Origin of the sequence: Neobacillus massiliamazoniensis, assembly GCF_001048695.1 — a bacterium.
Taxonomy (GTDB): domain Bacteria; phylum Bacillota; class Bacilli; order Bacillales; family Cytobacillaceae; genus Neobacillus; species Neobacillus massiliamazoniensis.
The window spans coordinates 807,179-827,145 of sequence record NZ_CVRB01000001.1 but is presented as its reverse complement, the minus strand read 5'-3'; the positions used below and the strand labels follow the sequence as shown (position 1 = coordinate 827,145).

At 37.6% G+C, this 19,967-nt stretch carries 25 protein-coding genes; all 25 read left to right on the top strand.

The window, feature by feature from the left end:
• Positions 1-39 precede the first annotated feature (39 nt).
• The 25 genes from fliD (at position 40) to fliR (ending at position 19,967) form a co-directional block, all read left to right on the top strand.
• Positions 40-1,626, top strand: coding sequence for a flagellar filament capping protein FliD (fliD, locus tag BN1082_RS03995; protein ID WP_090631179.1), 1,587 nt, complete (start codon positions 40-42; stop codon positions 1,624-1,626).
• A gap of 518 nt (positions 1,627-2,144) precedes the next feature.
• On the top strand, positions 2,145-2,492 hold the full coding sequence (flaG, locus tag BN1082_RS03990) for a flagellar protein FlaG (protein WP_090631176.1): 348 nt from the start codon (positions 2,145-2,147) through the stop codon (positions 2,490-2,492).
• Between the two features lie 172 nt (positions 2,493-2,664).
• Positions 2,665-2,928: a flagellar biosynthesis anti-sigma factor FlgM gene (flgM, locus tag BN1082_RS03985; protein WP_090631173.1), complete on the top strand. Its 264-nt coding sequence runs from the start codon at positions 2,665-2,667 to the stop codon at positions 2,926-2,928.
• A 26-nt stretch (positions 2,929-2,954) separates the two neighbouring features.
• Positions 2,955-3,440 carry a flagellar protein FlgN gene (locus BN1082_RS03980; RefSeq protein WP_090631169.1) on the top strand — a complete coding sequence of 162 codons (486 nt, stop codon included), beginning with the start codon at positions 2,955-2,957 and terminating at the stop codon, positions 3,438-3,440.
• 23 nt (positions 3,441-3,463) lie between these two features.
• A complete protein-coding gene (gene flgK, locus BN1082_RS03975; protein ID WP_090631166.1) occupies positions 3,464-4,897 on the top strand; it encodes a flagellar hook-associated protein FlgK in 1,434 nt (477 codons plus the stop codon).
• Between the two features lie 37 nt (positions 4,898-4,934).
• Positions 4,935-5,825: a flagellar hook-associated protein FlgL gene (gene flgL, locus BN1082_RS03970; protein ID WP_090631163.1), complete on the top strand. Its 891-nt coding sequence runs from the start codon at positions 4,935-4,937 to the stop codon at positions 5,823-5,825.
• Between the two features lie 201 nt (positions 5,826-6,026).
• Positions 6,027-6,635, top strand: coding sequence for a flagellar brake protein (locus BN1082_RS03965; protein WP_176699637.1), 609 nt, complete (start codon positions 6,027-6,029; stop codon positions 6,633-6,635).
• Positions 6,636-7,000: 365 nt separating this feature from the next.
• A complete protein-coding gene (locus BN1082_RS03960) occupies positions 7,001-7,903 on the top strand; it encodes a hypothetical protein (RefSeq protein WP_090631156.1) in 903 nt (300 codons plus the stop codon).
• A 93-nt stretch (positions 7,904-7,996) separates the two neighbouring features.
• Positions 7,997-8,371 carry a flagellar export chaperone FliS gene (gene fliS / locus BN1082_RS03955; RefSeq protein ID WP_090631153.1) on the top strand — a complete coding sequence of 125 codons (375 nt, stop codon included), beginning with the start codon at positions 7,997-7,999 and terminating at the stop codon, positions 8,369-8,371.
• Between the two features lie 18 nt (positions 8,372-8,389).
• Positions 8,390-8,740: a flagellar protein FliT gene (gene fliT, locus BN1082_RS03950; RefSeq protein ID WP_090631149.1), complete on the top strand. Its 351-nt coding sequence runs from the start codon at positions 8,390-8,392 to the stop codon at positions 8,738-8,740.
• Between the two features lie 247 nt (positions 8,741-8,987).
• A complete protein-coding gene (locus tag BN1082_RS03945) occupies positions 8,988-9,323 on the top strand; it encodes a hypothetical protein (protein ID WP_176699636.1) in 336 nt (111 codons plus the stop codon).
• A gap of 183 nt (positions 9,324-9,506) precedes the next feature.
• On the top strand, positions 9,507-10,169 hold the full coding sequence (locus BN1082_RS03940) for a glucosaminidase domain-containing protein (RefSeq protein WP_245640303.1): 663 nt from the start codon (positions 9,507-9,509) through the stop codon (positions 10,167-10,169).
• Positions 10,170-10,347: 178 nt separating this feature from the next.
• A complete protein-coding gene (gene flgB / locus BN1082_RS03935) occupies positions 10,348-10,740 on the top strand; it encodes a flagellar basal body rod protein FlgB (RefSeq protein WP_245640302.1) in 393 nt (130 codons plus the stop codon).
• Between the two features lie 5 nt (positions 10,741-10,745).
• Complete coding sequence (flgC, locus tag BN1082_RS03930; RefSeq protein ID WP_090631139.1) at positions 10,746-11,201, top strand: flagellar basal body rod protein FlgC; 456 nt, start codon at positions 10,746-10,748, stop codon at positions 11,199-11,201.
• 11 nt (positions 11,202-11,212) lie between these two features.
• Positions 11,213-11,506: a flagellar hook-basal body complex protein FliE gene (fliE, locus tag BN1082_RS03925; protein ID WP_090631136.1), complete on the top strand. Its 294-nt coding sequence runs from the start codon at positions 11,213-11,215 to the stop codon at positions 11,504-11,506.
• 30 nt (positions 11,507-11,536) lie between these two features.
• The gene (gene fliF, locus BN1082_RS03920; RefSeq protein WP_090631133.1) at positions 11,537-13,123 is read left to right on the top strand and encodes a flagellar basal-body MS-ring/collar protein FliF; all 1,587 of its coding nucleotides are present in this window, start codon (positions 11,537-11,539) and stop codon (positions 13,121-13,123) included.
• 5 nt (positions 13,124-13,128) lie between these two features.
• Positions 13,129-14,139 (top strand): flagellar motor switch protein FliG, encoded by a 1,011-nt coding sequence (gene fliG, locus BN1082_RS03915; protein ID WP_090631130.1) that lies wholly within the window; start codon positions 13,129-13,131, stop codon positions 14,137-14,139.
• A complete protein-coding gene (locus BN1082_RS03910; protein ID WP_090631128.1) occupies positions 14,120-14,944 on the top strand; it encodes a FliH/SctL family protein in 825 nt (274 codons plus the stop codon). The genes fliG and BN1082_RS03910 overlap by 20 nt, the downstream gene beginning before the upstream one ends.
• Positions 14,928-16,250 carry a flagellar protein export ATPase FliI gene (gene fliI, locus BN1082_RS03905; RefSeq protein ID WP_090631126.1) on the top strand — a complete coding sequence of 441 codons (1,323 nt, stop codon included), beginning with the start codon at positions 14,928-14,930 and terminating at the stop codon, positions 16,248-16,250. The genes BN1082_RS03910 and fliI overlap by 17 nt, the downstream gene beginning before the upstream one ends.
• Positions 16,247-16,681, top strand: a complete 435-nt coding sequence (fliJ, locus tag BN1082_RS03900) for a flagellar export protein FliJ (RefSeq protein WP_090631123.1) — start codon at positions 16,247-16,249, stop codon at positions 16,679-16,681. Before fliI ends, fliJ begins: the two co-directional genes overlap by 4 nt.
• Positions 16,682-16,692: 11 nt before the next feature.
• Positions 16,693-17,553, top strand: coding sequence for a MotE family protein (locus BN1082_RS03895; RefSeq protein WP_090631120.1), 861 nt, complete (start codon positions 16,693-16,695; stop codon positions 17,551-17,553).
• 20 nt (positions 17,554-17,573) lie between these two features.
• Positions 17,574-18,140 carry a flagellar biosynthetic protein FliO gene (locus BN1082_RS03890; RefSeq protein WP_090631117.1) on the top strand — a complete coding sequence of 189 codons (567 nt, stop codon included), beginning with the start codon at positions 17,574-17,576 and terminating at the stop codon, positions 18,138-18,140.
• Positions 18,141-18,145: 5 nt separating this feature from the next.
• Entirely contained in the window at positions 18,146-18,892 is a 747-nt protein-coding gene (gene fliP / locus BN1082_RS03885) for a flagellar type III secretion system pore protein FliP (protein WP_090631114.1), read from the top strand.
• A gap of 16 nt (positions 18,893-18,908) precedes the next feature.
• Positions 18,909-19,178 carry a flagellar biosynthesis protein FliQ gene (gene fliQ, locus BN1082_RS03880; protein WP_090631111.1) on the top strand — a complete coding sequence of 90 codons (270 nt, stop codon included), beginning with the start codon at positions 18,909-18,911 and terminating at the stop codon, positions 19,176-19,178.
• A gap of 9 nt (positions 19,179-19,187) precedes the next feature.
• Positions 19,188-19,967 carry a flagellar biosynthetic protein FliR gene (fliR, locus tag BN1082_RS03875; protein ID WP_176699635.1) on the top strand — a complete coding sequence of 260 codons (780 nt, stop codon included), beginning with the start codon at positions 19,188-19,190 and terminating at the stop codon, positions 19,965-19,967.

Here is a 19,967-nt window from a genome sequence, read left to right as displayed (position 1 = left end):
TTGAGATGGACGTCTGAAAAAGAAAATGGAGGAAATGTTATGCCAGTTACTGGGTCATCACTTACAAGATTATCTGGTCTAGCCTCCGGCTTAGATACAGATTCTATTGTCAAAAAATTAATGGATGCAGAGAAGATTCCACTTAACCAATTAAAACAAAAACAACAAAAAGAGCTCTGGCTTAGTGATAGCTATCGCCAATGGAATTCATCTTTATATTCCTTTAAGACAACTACATTATTCAATATGAAGTTTTCTTCAAACTTTAATACCTTTGATGTAACTTCTGGTCAGCCCAATTCTGTTACTGGTACGGTAGGAGGTGGTACCATCGCCGGAAACTATAACATACAGGTGAAACAATTGGCACAAGCAGCAAGCTTTACGGGAAAAAATATTGCCATCGACCCTACCAAGACCCTTGGCGATACTGCTCAAGGTTCTAGGCAACTTACTGCCGATACATCCATTAATATTACCGTTTATAATGACCCATTAAATCCATCAGCAGGACTAACAGCGGTTCCTATTGGTATCAAAATGACGGACAAAATTGGAGACGTTGTTAGCAAAATTAATAGTGCTTGCGATGCCTCTGGAAATAGCTTAGGTTTGCAAGCGATTTATGATGCTAACTTGCAGCAATTTATCGTAAAAACTAAGAATACTGGGGCAGATGTTAAGATTGACCTTAGTGCAAATACGGCGGATCCTACAAGTGTAGATTTTTTAAATAAATATTTGGGAACCTCTGATTCGGGTTCATTGAATCTTGTAGCAAAGGGGCAAAACGCCGACATCATCTTTAATGGTACTGAGATGACAAATCTTTCTTCCAATAATGCGACCATAATGGGAATTAATTGGTCATTCAAAAGTCCAACGGTAGATGCTAATGGAAACCCCATCACTACAAGTGTGAATGTATCACAGAATATTGACACAGAAGTGAAAAACATTCAAGATTTTATTAGTAAATATAACGATATGTTGGATAAATTAAATACAGCTGTTAGCGAACCTGTATATAAAGATTATCAGCCTCTAACTGATGATCAACGCACTTCGATGTCCGATACACAAATACAGCAATGGGAAACGAAAGCAAAAAGCGGTCTATTGCATGGAGACAGTATTCTTAATGGTTTAATCAACAACATGAGGAATCATATGACAACTATTATTAAAACTGGAAGTCAGTTTAATTCTCTTGCTTCGATTGGAATTGGCTCAAAAAGCTATCAGGATCAAGGGAAACTTTATGTTGATGAAACCAAACTAAGGGCTGCTATTCAAGCGGACCCAGATGGTGTTCAGAAATTATTCACACAAATGGGAACTACTTCTGATGGAACAAATGGATTAATCAATTCCCTTAGTGATGATTTCCAACAAGCTGTACAGAATCTAACCGATAAAGCCGGAAAGATTGGATATCCCCAGAACGATCAAAGTACGATAGGGAAATTACTAGGGGATATACAGACATCAATTACGACCCTAAACGATAGATTAACCCAAAAAGAAAACCAATATTATAAACAGTTTTCCGCAATGGAAACGGCTATGTCGCAATTTAATTCTCAAAGTGCTTGGCTTTCTCAGCAGTTTTCTGGAGGAAAGTAAGCAGTAATGAATCTTAAAAACAAAAGGACCACAGTCATACATACTGTGGTCCACAGATTGTCGAGAAAGGGTTTTTTCTCGGCAATTGTTTATTTTATCGTGAACTAAAATCCCGATTTTTTTAACTAATTGTCAATGCAAGCTAACCTGTTGATTGGAGCGGAAGGCGCGAAGACTCCTGCGGGAGTACGGGGCCGGGGAGACCCCGCAGGCGCCAGAGCGCCGAGGAGGCTCCCCGGCACGCCCGCGGAAAGCGAAGCGCCTGGAGCGCAAATCAACAGACCTATTGAACAGCCTATTTAGTAATGATATTATTATAAATTAACGCGGTTAATTGTTAAAGAAAGTGAATGAAATAAAAGGCTATCGAAAGTTTTTCGACAGCCTGACATACTGAGGTCCTTTTGTATAAATTGAAATAGTTATTAGAAATTTGAAAGATAAGTTGAATATTCTAAACATTGTCTGTTCTCATCCGATAAGAAACATATAGTTTTCAAAGTAAAGGAGGGCAAGGCATGTTAGATCCAGTATCTATTTCTAATAGTCCTATGAAGGATATTCAAGTACATCAAGTAGAAAGCATTCCGAAAATAAAAGAGATTACGCCAGATCAGAAAGATCAGTCCAAACAATCAATGACAAAAGAAAAAACGGAAAAAGTCATCCAAAGTATGAATGACTTTTTAAAAGCATCCAATACCCAATTAGTTTTCAAGTTTCATAACGAATTAAAGGAATACTATGTAGCCATTGTCGATGAATCGACAAATCAAGTGGTAAAAGAAATACCACCAAAGAAATTGTTAGATATTTATGCAGCGATGAAGGAGTATCTTGGTGTACTAGTGGATAAAAAGGTTTAATATTCTCCAATTCCTTTTAAAAACGTTGAGTACCAAAGTATAATAGAATGACATAAGCAGTGGAAATGAAAAAACAATCCTTTCCCCTGCTTTTTATTTTGCTTAAATATTAAACTCTTTTTTTGTTTTACCGATACTATTTAAAAAGGGATAAAAGGAGTTCGGAACGGTCATGCGAATCAATGATGTGAAATATGGTTTATATACGTATCAAAATCAAATCAATCGAAATAAAGAGAAAACGAATTTAAATAAGTCAACTGGCGGGGATGTAGTCAGTATTTCATCAAAAGGACAGGAAATTTCGCAAGCGATGAAATCGGACCAGTTAGGAAGTCAGAACAAAATCGAGCAATTAAAACAACAAATCGCAAACGGAACTTATCATGTCGACAGCCAGAAAATAGCTGGAAAAATGATTGATTTTTGGAAGTAGTAATTCGATGCAGAGGTGAAGAAAATTTGGAACTTCTACTAAAACTCAAACAAATTGTATCAACCATGTTGGATTCTCATCAACAATTACTTCAATTAGCAAAAGAAAAGCAGTCCATTCTTGTTGAAGGAAATGTTTCCGCTTTACAGAACGTGATTGGTCAAGAAATGAAATGTACGGATTTCATTCATGATCTTGAAACATTAAGAGAACAACATATTCGTGAGATATTGGCAGAGAAGGGGTATCACTTGCAATCAATCACGATGGAACAATTTATTCCATTACTGGATGACACAGAAGAGAAGTCTCATCTTACTATGCTGACAGGACAACTTAGAAAATGTGTAGCTGAAATCTCAAGGTTGAATCAGAACAATCAAGAGCTTATTCAGATGACATTGTCTTATATCCAGTATTCCTTGAATATTCTTATGCCAAAGGAGCCTGAGATCGGATACGGGCAGAAATCAAAGGCTTCATCGATCATGTTTCTAGATGCAAAAGCGTAGTTTCAATATATGGAGGGAAGATCATGAGTTCAACATTTATGGGATTGGAATTAGGGAAAAGGGGCCTTTTTGCTCAACAAGCTGCCCTAAATACAACGGGACATAATATTGCCAATGCCAATACAGATGGATATTCGCGTCAACGGGCGGAAATGGTATCGACTCCAGCAATACCGTATCCAGGAATGAGTAATGACAGATCTCCTGCACAAATGGGTACAGGCGTCGAAGTAAATAAATTAGTGCGTCTTAGAGAAGGTTTTTTGGACACTCAATTTCGTGAACGAAATAAAGATTTAGGCTATTATACAGCAAAATCCGACACCTATACAAAAATCGAAGAAATATTAAATGAACCATCGGATACGGGAATTGCCAATGCCATGGATCAATTTTGGCAAAGCTGGCAGGAACTCGCCAAAAACTCTGATAGTGCTGCCGCTCGTGCGGTTGTTCGGCAAAGAGGGGTAGCAGTCGCAGAATCTTTCCAATTTGCGAAGGATTCCTTAAAACAAATACAAGCTGATTCAAATAATGTTATTTCGGTTGATGTGAATAATATCAACTCCCTTACAAAACAAATTGCGGATCTTAACGATCAAATATCCCGACTTACCCCAAACAACTACCAGCCAAATGATTTGTATGACAAACGCGATGTATTACTTGATCAACTGTCAAAATTGGTTAATATCGATACAAAGCCATCAACAAATGGTATGGTGGATGTATTTGTAAGTGGACAGCCATTAATTCAAGGGAAAACAGCTAATGCGGTTACCTATCCTTCTAATGGTGGGGGGCCTGATCAAATTTCGATTGATCCTGGACAAAAACCTGTAAGTTTACAATCAGGAGAGTTGCTTGGCAGAATCGAAGCAGCCAACCATATTGTTCCGAATTTATTAGACAATATTAAACAGTTGCAGGATGAGTTTTCGAAACAGGTCAATGCCATTCATTCCAGCGGATATAATTTAGACGATATTGCGAACATAAAAAATAACCCAACCGCTTCGCCGGATAAATTGGATTTTTTCACAACAAATGCTAACGGCGATTGGGTAGTGAACCCAGACATTATGCAATCCTTAAACAAAATCGCTGCGGGAACTACTGCTTCTGTTGGGGACGGAACGAATGCCCAAGCTATTTCGGATTTAAAAAATAAAGTTTTTAGCATCAATAATAGTACTTCAACGCTCGGAGATTTTTATCAAAATATTATTGGACAGCTTGGCGTTGATTCACAGCAAGCGCAAAATATGCAGGGGAATACACAAACACTAGTCAATCAGGTGGATAGCCGCCGTCAATCAGTATCAGGAGTTTCATTGGATGAAGAAATGACCAATATGATTCGCTTTCAGCAAGCCTATAATGCTGCAGCCCGCGTTGTGACGGTAATGGACCAAGTTTTGGATAAAGTTATTAATGGAATGGGTGCAGTCCGCTAAAGAAAAATAAAAAAACTGTATAAATAGAGGTGATCATATGACTGTTCGTGTTACGCAAAACATGATGATTTCAAATTTATTATCCAATTTACAAACCAATTATCGCGCGATGGATAAAACTCAACAGCAATTAGCTACAGGGAAAAAAATTAACAGACCATCTGATAATCCTGTTACAGCTGTAAGATCGATGTACTATCAAACCACATTAAATGAGATTGATCAATATAAACGAAATGTGTCGGATGGATCAAACTGGTTGCAGGCAACAGATGAAGGTTTGGATCAGGTCACCCAAGTGATACAACGGGTTCGCGAACTGACCGTTCAAGCATCGAATTCAAACGACCAAAATTCAAAAAATGCGATTGTAGCTGAAATTTCACAACTGAAAGATCAGCTTGGACAAGTGGCAAATACCGAGCTAGCCGGAAAATATATCTTTGCCGGAACAGATAATAAGCAACCTCCTTACGATGCTACTGTTACAGCTCCAAACAATCCATTTACGAATACAAATGGACAATCTATCAATTACCAGGTTGGAAAGGGTTCATCCGTTCCGATCAATATTACCGGTGTAAGTATATTCAACTATAATGGTGGCATGTTCAAATTGCTTGATAATGTCATGTCAGATATCCAATCTGGAAATAATCCTACTAATCAATTGAACAACATCGATGCCCAGATTGATAATGTCCTAACAAACCGTTCGGAATTGGGAGCTCGGATGAACCGAATGGATTTAAGCAGTTCAAGATTAGACGGTTTGGAACAATCTGCCACTAATATCTTGGCAAATGAAGAAGATGTCGACATTCCTGAGGCGTACACGAGATTCTCAGAACAACAAAATGTGTACCGTTCGGCATTATCGGTAGGAGCAAGAATTATTCAACCAAGTTTAGTTGATTTCTTACGGTAATTCTATTAAATTAGTACATAGGCAGTGTTTTCTTTCATAATAAACGAGAAAACTCTTTGAAGCGTACTCAATATTAATTGTTGGCAAGTGCAATATGGTGACACCTTAAGAACTGCATCGTAAAACGTGCAGTTTTTTTACTTGATTCTCAATAGCTCTTTATCCCTAATACGAAAGTAGGAATTGTCTATGTATCCCAAAGTGAATCAGAATATTATGATTGAGTTAACTAATAGCGACCAATCATGTAAGTCGATTGTAGCGGAAATTAGAGAAAATGAGATTTTAATCGGTGTTCCATTGGATAGAAGGATGGTCGGTCTGTTACTAGAGGGAACAAAAATCAATGTCCATTATTTAACAGACGAAAATCAATATATGTTCCATACTGAAATAATTGCAAAAACAAAGGATATTATTCCCTTATTTCGGATTGTAAAACCGAAAGAAAACGAAATTATTAGAGTTCAACGAAGAGAAAATTTCCGAATGCCTACCAATTTACGTTTTCACTTTAGAGAGCACGAATTTTACACGATCAATATTAGTGCAGGCGGTATGTTATTTTCATGTCAATCGAGTGTTGAATTACAGGTGGGGTATGAAATATCGGGGACTTTGTTTGTTCCCAATCAACAAAATAAAGTAGTTTACCGTATTAACATACAAGGTGAAATCAAAAGAATAGACTCAAGTACGATCGAAGATAGAAAAAATGTTGCCATAGAATTTACAGTCATGAACCAGCGCGATCAAATGAAAATCACTCAATATTGTTTTGAAAAGCAGCTACAAAATCGATTAAGTTAGTATGACTTTAGACCTATCGTAAATCGAAATAAAATGTAAAACCCCTCTTTAAGTCATTAGAAGAGGGGTTTTCTACTAAAAAAATAAGGAAAAAAGCCTATTTTATTTCCAAAAATTTTTAAATAATAGTTTACAAAAAATTACAAAGAATATATAATATACTTGTATGCAACATCTTAAAAAGAAATCATTTTTTTAAAATAACCCCTAAAAAAATTTACTTGAGTACGAATCCTTTATTTGAACCAATTATTTTTTGACTTGCAATCAAAATTATTTTGACATCATTAATCTGTTTGAAAATAGACGAAAATGGATGGGAAACGAATTCAATCCATTTCACTCTTATATAAGGAGGAATTCTTGTGAGTTTTAAAACAGCACTATTCGAGATGAAAGAGGTCATCACGAATCAAACACTTGGACAGTCAGAAGAGGGGTTTATTCGAGACCTGGAAGCTAAAAACAATTTAAGCAGTGGAACATTGGTTTTTTATTTTAATTTTTTTATGATGTTAAAACTTCAACACAACCAATCCAATGATCCATCCAAAAAAACGAATCGCAAATGGTCAAAAAGTGAAATTGAATTTTTGTATCAATATATTAAGGAACGGCAACAAGAAGGGGCTTTAAATATAACTGAAATATTAGAAGAATGTGCTCAATTATTAGACCGTGGTTATCAGTCGGTTAACTATAAATATTATTCCCTCTTAAAGCAAGGAGAGAAAAAAGAAAATACTGAACAAAAAAACTCTCTTTTAATTACTAGTATTGAAGAGAAGGAAGTACCGGTGATTGCGACTTCAGTAATACACGATCCTTTACAAGTGCCGAAAGTCCCGCAAGTCACGCAAGAAAAAGCTACTCAGGATGGGGACTTACTTGATATTTTGTCGGGGTTAATTAGCAATGTTCAACAACTTCAAGGGTTGAATGTCACCGACCTTTTTAGAAATTTGTATCAACTAACTAGTTTAGCTGTTCAAAATCAAGCGGCCCTTCAACAAATGGAGAGTAAGAAATCGGAAATCAATCTTGAAAAAGAAGCACTTCGTGAAAAATTAATGAATAAAGAACAGCAATTAATGACTGAGAGAAAGCGCAATGATGAATTGCAAGTAGAGGTTGCTAAGCTTGCAAAAGAAATTAATGCCTTTAATCAGTTAGGAGATGCAGCAAAAATTCAACATCTTAAAGCATATAATCAAAGACTTAATTATATTATTGATAGGTCCGGAATCGTTCTGCAGGTAGGTAGTTAATTGTACCTATAAATATTTTTCATAAATGACTTAACTTTCTCTGCGTTTATCCGAAAATAATAACAATATAGGATTTAGAGGGGGAGTCGGTTTATGGTTTTGAGAAATCCATATCAAACCTATCAAAAACAAGCAATTGCAACTTCAAGTCCCGAAGAATTGACGTTAAAGCTATACCAAGGTATGGTCAAGTTCATCCGATTATCAAAGATGGCACTTCAAAATAATAATATGGAAGAATGTCATCGTTATATTCTAAGAGCCCAGGATATTTTAAATGAATTAATGGTTACATTGAACAAAGAATACGCAGTTTCAGATTCTTTGCTTCCCATGTACGATTACATGAACAGACGTTTAATTGAAGCAAATCTGAAAAAAAATATTGAGCAATTAGAAGAAGTGGAAGGATTCGCCGTAGAGTTATCTGAAACATGGTCAACTGCCATGAAATTAAATAAAAAGTAAAGATTAGGGTCTAGGATCATGATAGATAAATTGATTAGACAAATATACGAAATCACAGTAAAGATGAAAGATGCTTTACAAGAAGAAAAATATGAGATATTCGAAAAATTGTTAAATGATCGGAATGTCCTGATGATACAGGTGGATTCCATAAAGGAAGAGCAACAGCATTTCGAATATTCAACTTTTGCAAAACGATTGTTGAAAGACATGATTGATCTCGATCATTTGATGGCTCCAATATTGAATGATAATATCTTAAAAGCGCAAAACAATCTGAATCAAATCAAAAAGATTCACCTCGTAACACAAAAATACCAGCCATATTTTAAACAAACAAATGGAGCTTTTGTTGATTCAAAAAAATGAAAAATGCGCGACTACGCCTAAAATATTGCGTAGTCGCGCATTTTTTTTGGATTTGAAAGAATTTTATCTTCGTGAATCCGCAGAAAATTTTTTCGGTTAAATTAAATAGATTATCATTTACAATATTCTTGTAAAGTTTTGTAACGTTTTGTAACATTTTGGAGTTTTGTAACATTTTTTATTCTTTTTCTCTGTTATGATTATGTTGATTCGGAAAAAATCATGTAGGTATTAGCATCTTAAGTTTGTGAAAAGGAAGATATTGATGATGCCACAACGCCCATTGAGAGATCAAAGTATGAATTGCAAAATTTATAATTTTATGGAAATGAAAAAAAGAAAACCATTTTATAAGAATCCCATTAAATTAACGGTTGGTAGTCCCATTAACAAAACGTTTATCATGCTAAAAAATGTAGTTTTCATGGAAAGGCAAATTCTTGCATTGAAGCAAGAACTGGATTCAAATACGATTATTTTAGTTGAGGCAACTATTAAAAGTGGACAATTAGTACATATATCCAGGCTTCCCGAAGAATTTTGGGGAGATGTTAGCAGTATTTTAGAAATACCTATATCATAATTTTTCGTTTGATAATATCTTCCATTTATGCATTTTAAAGGTTAATATTATATACGTGATTACGTTTTTATTCGCTTAATCACGCCTATTTTAATGCTTTATAGTGATATTTGTTATTGTGTTTTTGATTGATTTGGATAAAATTGTTACAAAAAAACAAAATTTTTGAAGGGATAGATTTCGTTGATAATTGGAGATGATTGGTTTACTAGGTCAATGCTTATAAATACGCTGAGTAGAGCTGATCAATCGCAAACCGTGAAGAATGCTTCATCAGGTGAAAATCTTTTTGCAGCGGTTCTAAATCAACTATTGATGGAACAGGATTTGCAATCCGCTGTTAAGCCAACGTCCAATTCTTTTTCACCAAATTTAGGGATGGCGTTGAACTCTTCTACCGATAAGCAAAATAACCCCTTAAGCACGGATGATCCGTTACGATTTAGGGCGATTGACCCAGAAAAAATAAATAAAGTTTTGGGTGGAAAATTAAAAGGAATGGGGGAAGTTTTTGTTCGTGCAGGAAAACAATTTAATATCGATCCTGCTATGCTTGCTGCTGTTGCCCAACATGAAACAGGAAATGGAAAATCCCGAGCAGCCAATGAAAAAAATAATATTGCCGGTATGATGGGCATTAATGGTTTAAAATCTTATCCATCAATTGAAGATAGTATTATGGATATGGCGCGTAATTTAAGCAAGAACTATCTTGGTGCAGGCTTATCGAGCATTGCGAAGATTGGTGCGAAGTATGCTCCTATTGGAGCTGATAATGATCCTACTGGTCTAAACAATCATTGGGTAACCGGAGTTACAAAATATTTTGATCAGTTTAAGGTTTAATGAATCAAACATGAAATGTGTACTTTTTGCTTTAAAATAGTACTTTACACCCAGTATTTCAGACGCGAAAATTGTAGATTTTTCCTCTTCTTTTATAGTATATTGAAAAAGGTTGCAAAACTTTTTGATATTTATCAAAAATAATAAAAATTTTTATTAGCGGAAAGGGAGGATCATCTTGAATAATATCGGCATCCTACAATCGGCATTAGATGCTTCCAGTTTACGCCAGCAGGTTATATCCAATAATATTGCGAATGCAGAAACTCCTGGATTTAAAGGAAAACAAGTCGTGTTTGAGGATTTATTGAAACAGCACTTATCCAATCAATCAAATTTTGTGGGGAATCGAACTGACCCTCGTCATATCGTGATTGGTGACGCTACTCTCGCTCCGACACCCCAAATCGTTGAAAATACTGATACGGTCATGCAAAACAACGGGAATAACGTTGATATTGACAAAGAGATGACGAACTTATCAAAAAATGCTTTATGGTACTATTCGGTGACACAGCAGCTTGATAGTCAGTTTCAACAATTATCGGTAGCGGTTACAGGAAGGAGTTAAGGAAGATGTTTGATTCATTAAATATTAGTTCATCGGCCTTAACCGCACAAAGGCTGCGAATGGATGTCGTCTCCTCTAATATTGCGAACGCTCAAACAACAAGGGCGCAATTGGTTAATGGCAAATGGGAACCTTATCGCCGTAAAATGGTTACGATGGAACCAAGGGGAAATTCTTTTGATCAAGTATTACAAGGAGAAATGCAAAAACAATCACCATCACAAACCGGGCTGCAAGGGGTAAGGGTGACTGGAATTGTAGATGATCCAACACCGTATAATATGGTTTACGATCCAAGTAATCCTGATGCAGATAGTAATGGGTATGTGGCGATGCCAAATGTAGACACATCAAAGGAAATGGTTGACTTGCTCTCGGCCTCAAGAGCATATGAAGCAAATGTTACGTCCTTTAATACTGGAAAATCAATGATGTTAAAAGCATTAGATCTTAGTCGTTAGGAGGAACATAGATGAACGTTTCAAACGTTGGTTCAATCAAAATAAATCAAAATCCATTTCAAAAAGTAGAATCGAATCAAACAAACACCTCGTTTTCAAATATGCTCCAAGGATACTTAGATAATGTAGACTCAACCGTTAAACAGGCTGACGACCTTTCAACCAAAGTTGCGACCGGCCAAATTGACAACGTACATGATGCGGTGATTGCTTCACAGAAGGCGAAACTGGCATTGGAACTTACCGTCACGGTGAGAGATAAGGCTGTTGAAGCATACCAAGATATCATGCGAATGCAAATATAGATAATGATAGAAAGCTGGACAAGGTGAGAAATGAAACGATCATGGACAGATCAACTCAAACAAACAAAAGAACTCTTCAGTAAATACTGGATTGAGCGCAGCTCGAAACAAAAATGGCTTATAATAGGGACGTTTGTATTCCTTGTTGCTGCCCTTTCTATCTTCGTTTTTATGTCGTCTCGACCGCAATATGTGCCTTTGTATACCGGGCAATTATCTCAGCGGGAAGTAGGCGACATAAAAGCTGAACTGGATAAAGAAGGGAATAAAAATTATAAGATATCCGATAATGGAACGATGTTGCTTGTACCTAAAAAGGATGCAGCTAATTTAGTGGTTAGTCTTGCTTCTAAGGGTTATCCAAAAGACAACACGATTAATTATGACGTATTTAGCCAAAATCTTTCTTTTGGGGCAACAGATCGTCAATATGACGTACTTGAACGTGAAGCCATGCAAAATCAAGTGGCTAATGTGCTTAAACATGTAGATGGAATAAAAAACGCAGAAGTGATTTTAACATTGCCTCAAAATTCCGTCTTTATTAAGCAGGATCAGCAACAAAAAGCTACCGCTTCTGTGATGGTACAAGTTGCGCCAGGAACACAATTAAATTCACAGCAAATTCGTGCGCTATACACTTTAGTATCAAAAAGTGTACCGAATCTACCGATGGAAAACATCACGATCATGAACCAGTATAGTGAGACATTGGCACTACAAGATTCAAGTGATGGGGATCAATCTCTTAGTCAATATGACCAACAGCGAAAAATCCAACAGAACATCCAACAAGATATTCAGCAAAGTATTCAAAGTTTACTAGGAACGGTCCTTGGTACTGATAAAGTATATGTGCAAACTCTAGTAAAAATGAATTTTGATAAAGTCAAGACAGAAGAAAAATTAGTAAAGCCAACGGATAAAAATAATAACGGAATCGTTATAAGCTCGGATAAAAGCGCTACTACATACGATGGAAATGGGGCCAGTGCCGGTGGAGTTACTGGAACCGGTGCTACCGATGTTCCTGGATATCCAGGAAGTACCTCAGGTGGTAATGGTCATTACGAACAAACGCAAGACAAGGTGAATTATGAGGTAAATCGAATTAATAACGAAATCATCAAAAGCCCATATCAAATAGATGACATAACCATTAATGTTGGTGTGGAACCAGACTCTTCTTCTAATAAGCTATCAAAAGCAACGGAAGATAATGTTCGAAACATTGTTTCGAATACAGTACAGACCGCACTCGGTCATCCGAATTTATCTCAAAAAGAGATAGATGACCGCATTACGATCTTTCCGCATCAATTTGCGAATAATACCGCTTTTAAAAACCAATCTTCGAATAATGGGCTCTATATTGGTTTAGGAGTAGCAGCAGGTGCTTTACTGATAGGTGGATTGATATGGTGGCTTGTTCGAAGAAAGAAACAAAATCAACTAGAGGTGGAACAGGCAGACTCTATTCCACATCCTGCTGAAGTAACAGAGTATTTTGAAGAGCAGGATATGAGTGTAGAAAGCCAATTAAAAAAATTGGTTGAACAAAGACCGGAAGACTTCTCGAAAATTATTAGGACATGGCTTCATGATGAGGAGGTGTAATTTCTATGGCATCAGCATTAAAGTTGAATGGGAGACAAAAAGCAGCGATTTTGCTTATTTCGATGGGGAAAGAGGTGTCTGCCAAGGTTTTCAATCATTTACCAACTGAGGAAATTGATGTGCTGACACTTGCTATTGCCAATATAAATAAAGTAAATCCAGTTGAAAAAGAAGAAGTATTGAAGGAATTTCATGAAATGTGTATTGCTCAAGACTATCTGGCAATGGGTGGGATCAGTTTTGCTCAGGATGTATTAGAATCCGCTCTAGGCAGGGACCGTGCTAAATTAATTATTCAACGTTTAACGGCACATCTACAGGTTAAACCATTTGATTTTGCACGTCGAATTGATGCAATGGAAATCTATCACTTTCTGCAAAATGAACACCCTCAAACGATTGCGTTGGTATTAGCCCATTTAGATCCGCAACAATCGTCTATGATTCTTTCATCATTACCTGGTGACCTTCAATCCGATGTAGCGAGACGAATTGCCTTGTTGGAACAAACGTCACCAGATGTCATTAATGAAGTGGAAAGTATTTTAGAAAGAAAGTTAACGGCAACCATTCGTCAGGATTATAGTGTGGTTGGTGGAATAGAATCGATTGTAAGCATCCTAAATGGTGTTGACCGTGGCACTGAAAAATCAATCCTTGAACACTTAGCAAGTAAAGATAATGACTTGGTAGAGGAAATCAAAAAACGGATGTTTACTTTTGAGGATATCATTAGTCTTGATCGTCGAGCTATTCAGCGTGTTATTCAGGAAGTGGAAAATCAAGACTTACTACTGTCCTTAAAAGCTTCTAGCGATGAAGTCAAGAAAGTCATTTATGAGAACATGTCACAGCGTATGGTTGAAGAGTTCGAAGAAGAATTGAAGTATCTTGGACCCGTCAGAGTTAAAGATGTCGAAGAAGCACAAGGAAGAATTGTATCGATTATTCGCCGCTTAGAGGATTCTGGAGAGATTGTCATTGCTCGAGGTGTAAATGATGATATCTTATTCTAAAGTTTTTAAGTCGTCAAATCTCTCTTTAGTTGATGAAGTAAAGGTTATTACTCAGCCTCCAATTTCATTTCACTCAAATGAAGATGAAAGGAAATCTGAAGCTGTTCATAGGGAAGTTGATATTCCTGAAATTCGACAAGTACTTTACGAGGCTCAAGTTCAAGCACAAGCCATTATCGACAAGGCTGAGAAAAATGCCTGTTTAATAGAAGCAGCTGCCCAAGATCAAATCAACCAGATTTGGGATGAAAACAAGAAAAAGCTAGAGACTATGGCACTTGAGGCAAAACAGGAAGGGTTTACCGAAGGATTTGCGAACGGGAAGCAAGAAGCTGTTAGCCAAATTCAGCAAGAATATCAAGGGAAATTAGAACAGGTTCAACACTTGTTACATCAAGCTTATGAACAAAAGGAAGTCATTATAAGCGAAGCAGAGCCATTTTTACTAGAGTTAAGTTTTGCCATCGCTTCCCAAATTTTAAAACAAGAATTAGCGTGTTATCCTGGTAAGTTTGTCGAGTTAATCAAGCAGAACATCCTTCGTTTTAAAGAAAAAGAGTTTATCACTGTTTGCGTTCATCCTGATGATTTTGATTTTATTCATTCACAGCGCGCCCATCTTGTGGCCGTTGTGAATGGTGAAACCGAAATCAAAATCATTCCGGATCATTCCGTTACCCCAAAAGGTTGTATTATTCGCACCGCATATGGAAGCGTAGATGCTAGTATTGATACCCAAATCGAAGAGATCAAAAAGGTAATCCTAGAGGCGGGGGGGGAGGTTGAAAGTGTTCCTGTCAACTGAAAACTATGTAAAACTGATTCGCAGTATCGATCCAGTAAGAGTGAACGGGAAAATCACGCAAATCATCGGGCTTACGATTGAATCTCAAGGCCCCGATGTTAGAATAGGTGAACTATGTTCCATCTACCCCGCTCAGTCGCAAACTCCCATTCAGGCTGAGGTTGTGGGGATCAAAGAAAACAAAGTGCTGCTCATGCCTCTTGGGGAGGTTCAATCGATCGGTCCCGGCTGTGATGTGGTCGCAAGCGGTAAACCCATAACGGTTAAGGCAGGCAGTCAATTGCTCGGTAGGGTTCTTGATGGCCTGGGCCAACCCATTGATGGAATGCCACTTCCACTTGGTTTAGAGGAAGTACCCACGTACTCTAAACCACCGAACCCACTCAGTAGACCAAGGATTCTTTCTCCCTTGAGAGTTGGGGTTCGCACAATTGATGGCTTACTGACGATGGGAAAAGGACAAAGGATCGGGATTTTTGCGGGAAGTGGGGTCGGAAAAAGCACGCTGCTCGGAATGATCTCCCGAAACACGACTGCTGATGTTAATGTCATTGCCTTGATTGGTGAGCGTGGTCGTGAAGTGAACGATTTTTTAGAGCAAAATTTAGGAGAAGAAGGACTGAAAAAATCTGTTGTTATTGTAGCGACATCGGATCAGCCGGCTCTTATTCGCATAAAAGGGGCCCTGACAGCTACTTCTATTGCAGAGTATTTTCGCAATCAAGGTAAAAACGTATTACTTGTCATGGACTCTGTGACTCGTTTTGCGATGGCACAAAGAGAGATTGGCTTAGCAATTGGTGAGCCCCCTACGACGAAAGGCTATACTCCCTCCGTTTTTGCGATGCTTCCACAGTTATTAGAGCGTGCAGGAACAGGGCCAAAGGGCTCGATTTCGGCTATTTACACGGTACTTGTGGATGGCGACGATATGAACGAACCAATAGCAGACGCGGTAAGAGGAATCTTAGATGGACATATTGTTTTAAACAGATCCATTGCAGGGAAGGGAATTTTTCCAGCCATTGATGTTTTAAATAGTGCCAGCCGGGTAATGACCGAGATTACTTCGGATGAACATTTGAGTTCCGTTCACACCTTTAAAAAATTGTTGGCTTCTTATAATGAGGCTGAAGACTTAATCAATATTGGTGCGTACAAAAAAGGCTCGAATCGGGATATTGATTTAGCTATTCGGTTAAAACCACAAATGGATCAATTTTTACGACAAGGTATTTTTGAAGCTTCTAAGCTAGAAGATGCAAAATCTTTCTTAATTTCACAATTTGGAGCGATGATTCGATGAAATTTGATTTTTCTTTTCAAAAAGTTCTTGATGTCAAAGAAAAAGAGAAGGAAATAGCCGAGCAGGAATATGGAACAATGAAGCTTCGTCAGTTAGAACTCGAGGACCAAATGGATGGGCTAGAATCAGAAAAAGATAAAGCATTTGACTTATATAATCATGTGAATCGAAAAACCGTTTGGGAGCTTATAGAGGTCCAGAAGGAAATTGAACATGTAAATCTGAAAATGGAACAATTGAAACATCAATCCCAGCGAATTCAACATGAAGTGGAACAAAAACACCAAGTGCTCATAGAAAAAACGCAAGAAGCAAAAATGTGGAACCAATGGAAGGCGAAATCAAAACAAGTTTTTTTAAAGCAGATGGAACGGCAGGAACAGGCTATGCTCGATGAAATGGCTGTCTTACGCTATTCCAGAAGAATATGAGGAGAAATCAAATGGAAGAGAAACATCGTGGGAAGCTAGGAACGATTTTACTTTACGGAATTCCTAGCATCATGACAGTTATTTTGGTCTTGTTAATCATGAATATCATGGGTGTTCCGATTGGAAAGACCTTTCAAGATTTGGGAAGGAAAATCCCAATCATTAACCATATGATCCCTGCCCCAGCTGCTTCTGAGGCAGTAAATACAAATGACTCAGGCAATTTGCAACAGAAGTATGAAAAAAGTCAGTCCGACTTATCAGCATCGGATCGAAAATTGTCTGATGTTAACAAACAGCTAAGCGACACTCAAAAAGAGTTGGTTCAGGTAAAACTGAATAATCAAGAATTGCAAAAGCAACTTGATACAAAACAAACGAACCAAACACAGGATCAAATGAAGCAAGTTGCGGGGCTTTATGCCACAATGCCGCCTTCAAAAGCGTCTGCCATGATCCAGACGATGTCGCTTGAGGATGCTTCATTAACGCTTTCACAGCTGAATGCCAATCAGCAAAGCAGTATTTTATCAAGTATGAGGGATGCCAAGAAAGCAGCGCAAATTACCCTTTTGTTAAATGAAATCCCAACACTTACGGCAACGGATCAAGCAATGCTTAAACAACAAGTTCATGACTTGGCACTGCAGCAGGAGAATCCAACGCAAACTATGGCAGATACTCTTTCAGGGATGCCAGCCGCCCAATCTGCAGGTATTATTCAATCTATGATGGGGACAAATTCGCAAGTTGCGATGGACCTTTTGAGGAATACCACGACAAGCAGTCGTTCACAAATTTTAGCCGAAATTGAGAATAAAAATCCCAATCTGGCCGCTCAAATCACCGCCAATTTAAACAAGCAGAAATAACTCCAAGGAAGGAGAACATCATGAAACGTTTCATATTCTTTTTCGTTTTATTGTTATATATATTTTCTTTTCAGCCCACTACTCTTGCCGCGGGCTTTTCTTCAGCGAGCGACCATTCCGTTTATGACGCTATCCACAATGGTGCGGACAAAACGCCGTCCCCGCCATCGACAAAAGGAGTGGATAGCGCCTCATCCTCTCTTTTTCCCTTATTGATGAAATTTATTTTCTCATTTATTTTAATTATCGTGTTATTGATTTTATTGTTACGTTTTTTATCGAAACGAAACCGTCTCTTACAATCGAATGGATCGTTTATCTCTTTAGGAAGTTATATGCTAGGGAATAACCGTTCTTTGCAAGTCTTACTCATTGGACAAACCATTTATATCTTGGGGGTTGGCGAGACTGTTTCCTTGATCCGCACGATTAACCAAGGGGAAGAATATCAACATTTACTCGAGAGCTTTGAAAATCAGCCTGAAGGATTTTCCCCCAAGTGGGATCTTAAGGATACTGGGAAAATATGGAGTTCTGTTTTACAAAAACAAATGCAAAAAATGCGTCACAAAAATGAGGAGGAATAGGAAGTATGTTTCGCAAATTGGCTTTTCTCGTTCCTCTGTTTACATTAGGGATCTTTTCGATTGCCCATGCGGCAGGGACTACTGATACATTGTTGCCTGGTATTGATTTGGGGTCAAATGATCCTCAAAATGTTTCGAATACGGTGCGAATTATTATATTGATAACCGTGCTGTCGATAGCACCTGCCATTCTTGTTTTAATGACTTGCTTTACTCGCATCATTGTCGTGTTAGGGTTTGTTCGCAGCGCTCTCGGAACCCAGCAAATTCCGCCAAATCAAGTCATCATTGGTTTGTCGCTATTTTTAACTTTTTTTGTTATGGGACCAACGTTTTCCAAAATAAATCAAGATGCCTTTCAACCCTTTATGGCAGGAAACATGTCTCAGCAACAGGCATACACAACCGCAAGCTCGGAATTGAAAGAATTTATGGCAAAACAGACGCGTGAAAAAGATTTGGCGCTGTTTATGGATTACGCTGGAATAAAAAAGCCTGATCAGGTAAAGGACATACCATTACGAGCCTTAGTTCCGGCTTATGCCATAAGTGAATTAAAGACCGCTTTTCAAATGGGATTTATGATTTTTATTCCTTTCTTGGTCATCGATATGATTGTATCAAGTGTGTTGATGTCGATGGGAATGATGATGCTTCCGCCAGTGATGATTTCGCTGCCGTTTAAGATTCTATTATTTATTTTAGTCGATGGTTGGGATTTAATTGTGAAATCATTGCTGATGAGTTTTTAAGAAGGAAGGTTACATAATGTCTACTGAACTGGTTTTACGACTTGCCCAAAATTCTATGTACACGATTCTCATTGTAATTGCACCAGTGTGTGGTGTGGCTTTATTGGTAGGTTTATTGATTAGTATTTTTCAAGCTACAACCCAAATCCAAGAACAGACGCTAGCATTTGTCCCCAAAATTGTGGCCGTATTATTAACTCTTTTATTTTTCGGTGGATGGATGCTTCAGCATGTGGTTGATTTTACCCAAAGTTTGTGGGGAAATCTTTCGAAATTTGTGGGGTAAATGATGAGTATGCCTATTTTTGATCATTTTTCCTGGTGGACCTTTTTACTTGTCTTGGTGCGGATCACTACATTTATGTTAACTGCGCCGTTATTTTCTGGCCGCCAAATACCAAACACTTTCAAAATAGGTTTTAGTGTGGTACTTAGCATTTTATGTGTCGGCGTTATAAAGGATCCTATCCAATCTGTATCAATGGGAGAATTGGTCTTGTTAATACTGAAGGAGTTTTTGGTTGGAATTGTGTTGGGAATGGTTGGTACCATCCTGCTCTATTCAGTCCAAATAGCAGGATCGCTGATGGACATGCAAATTGGATTTTCCATGGCCAATCTATTTGATCCAACCTTCGGGACAAATACACAGCTAACCGGTCAATTTCAAAATATTTTAGCGCTCTTATTCTTATTTTCTACGAATGCACATCATCTTTTAATCCAGGGGATCTTAGCCAGTTTTGATTGGATCTCACTTCAGGCAGCGGTACCTGCCTTGATGGACGGCCGGTTGTCGACCTATATACTGAAATGTGTTGAGCAAATGTTTATGATTGGTTTTATGATGTCAGCTCCTATTATCGGAACATTGTTTATTGTTGACGTTGCGTTAGGGGTTGTTGCCCGGACTGTACCACAGATTAATATTTTTGTTGTGGCACCACCTCTCAAAATTTTGATTAATTTCTTGATTTATATTTTGGTATTGCCTAGTTTCTTTTACTTGTTGAAAGTTCTATTCGAAACTATGTTTGATTCGATGTCATCAATTTTGAAAATAATGGGGGCGTAA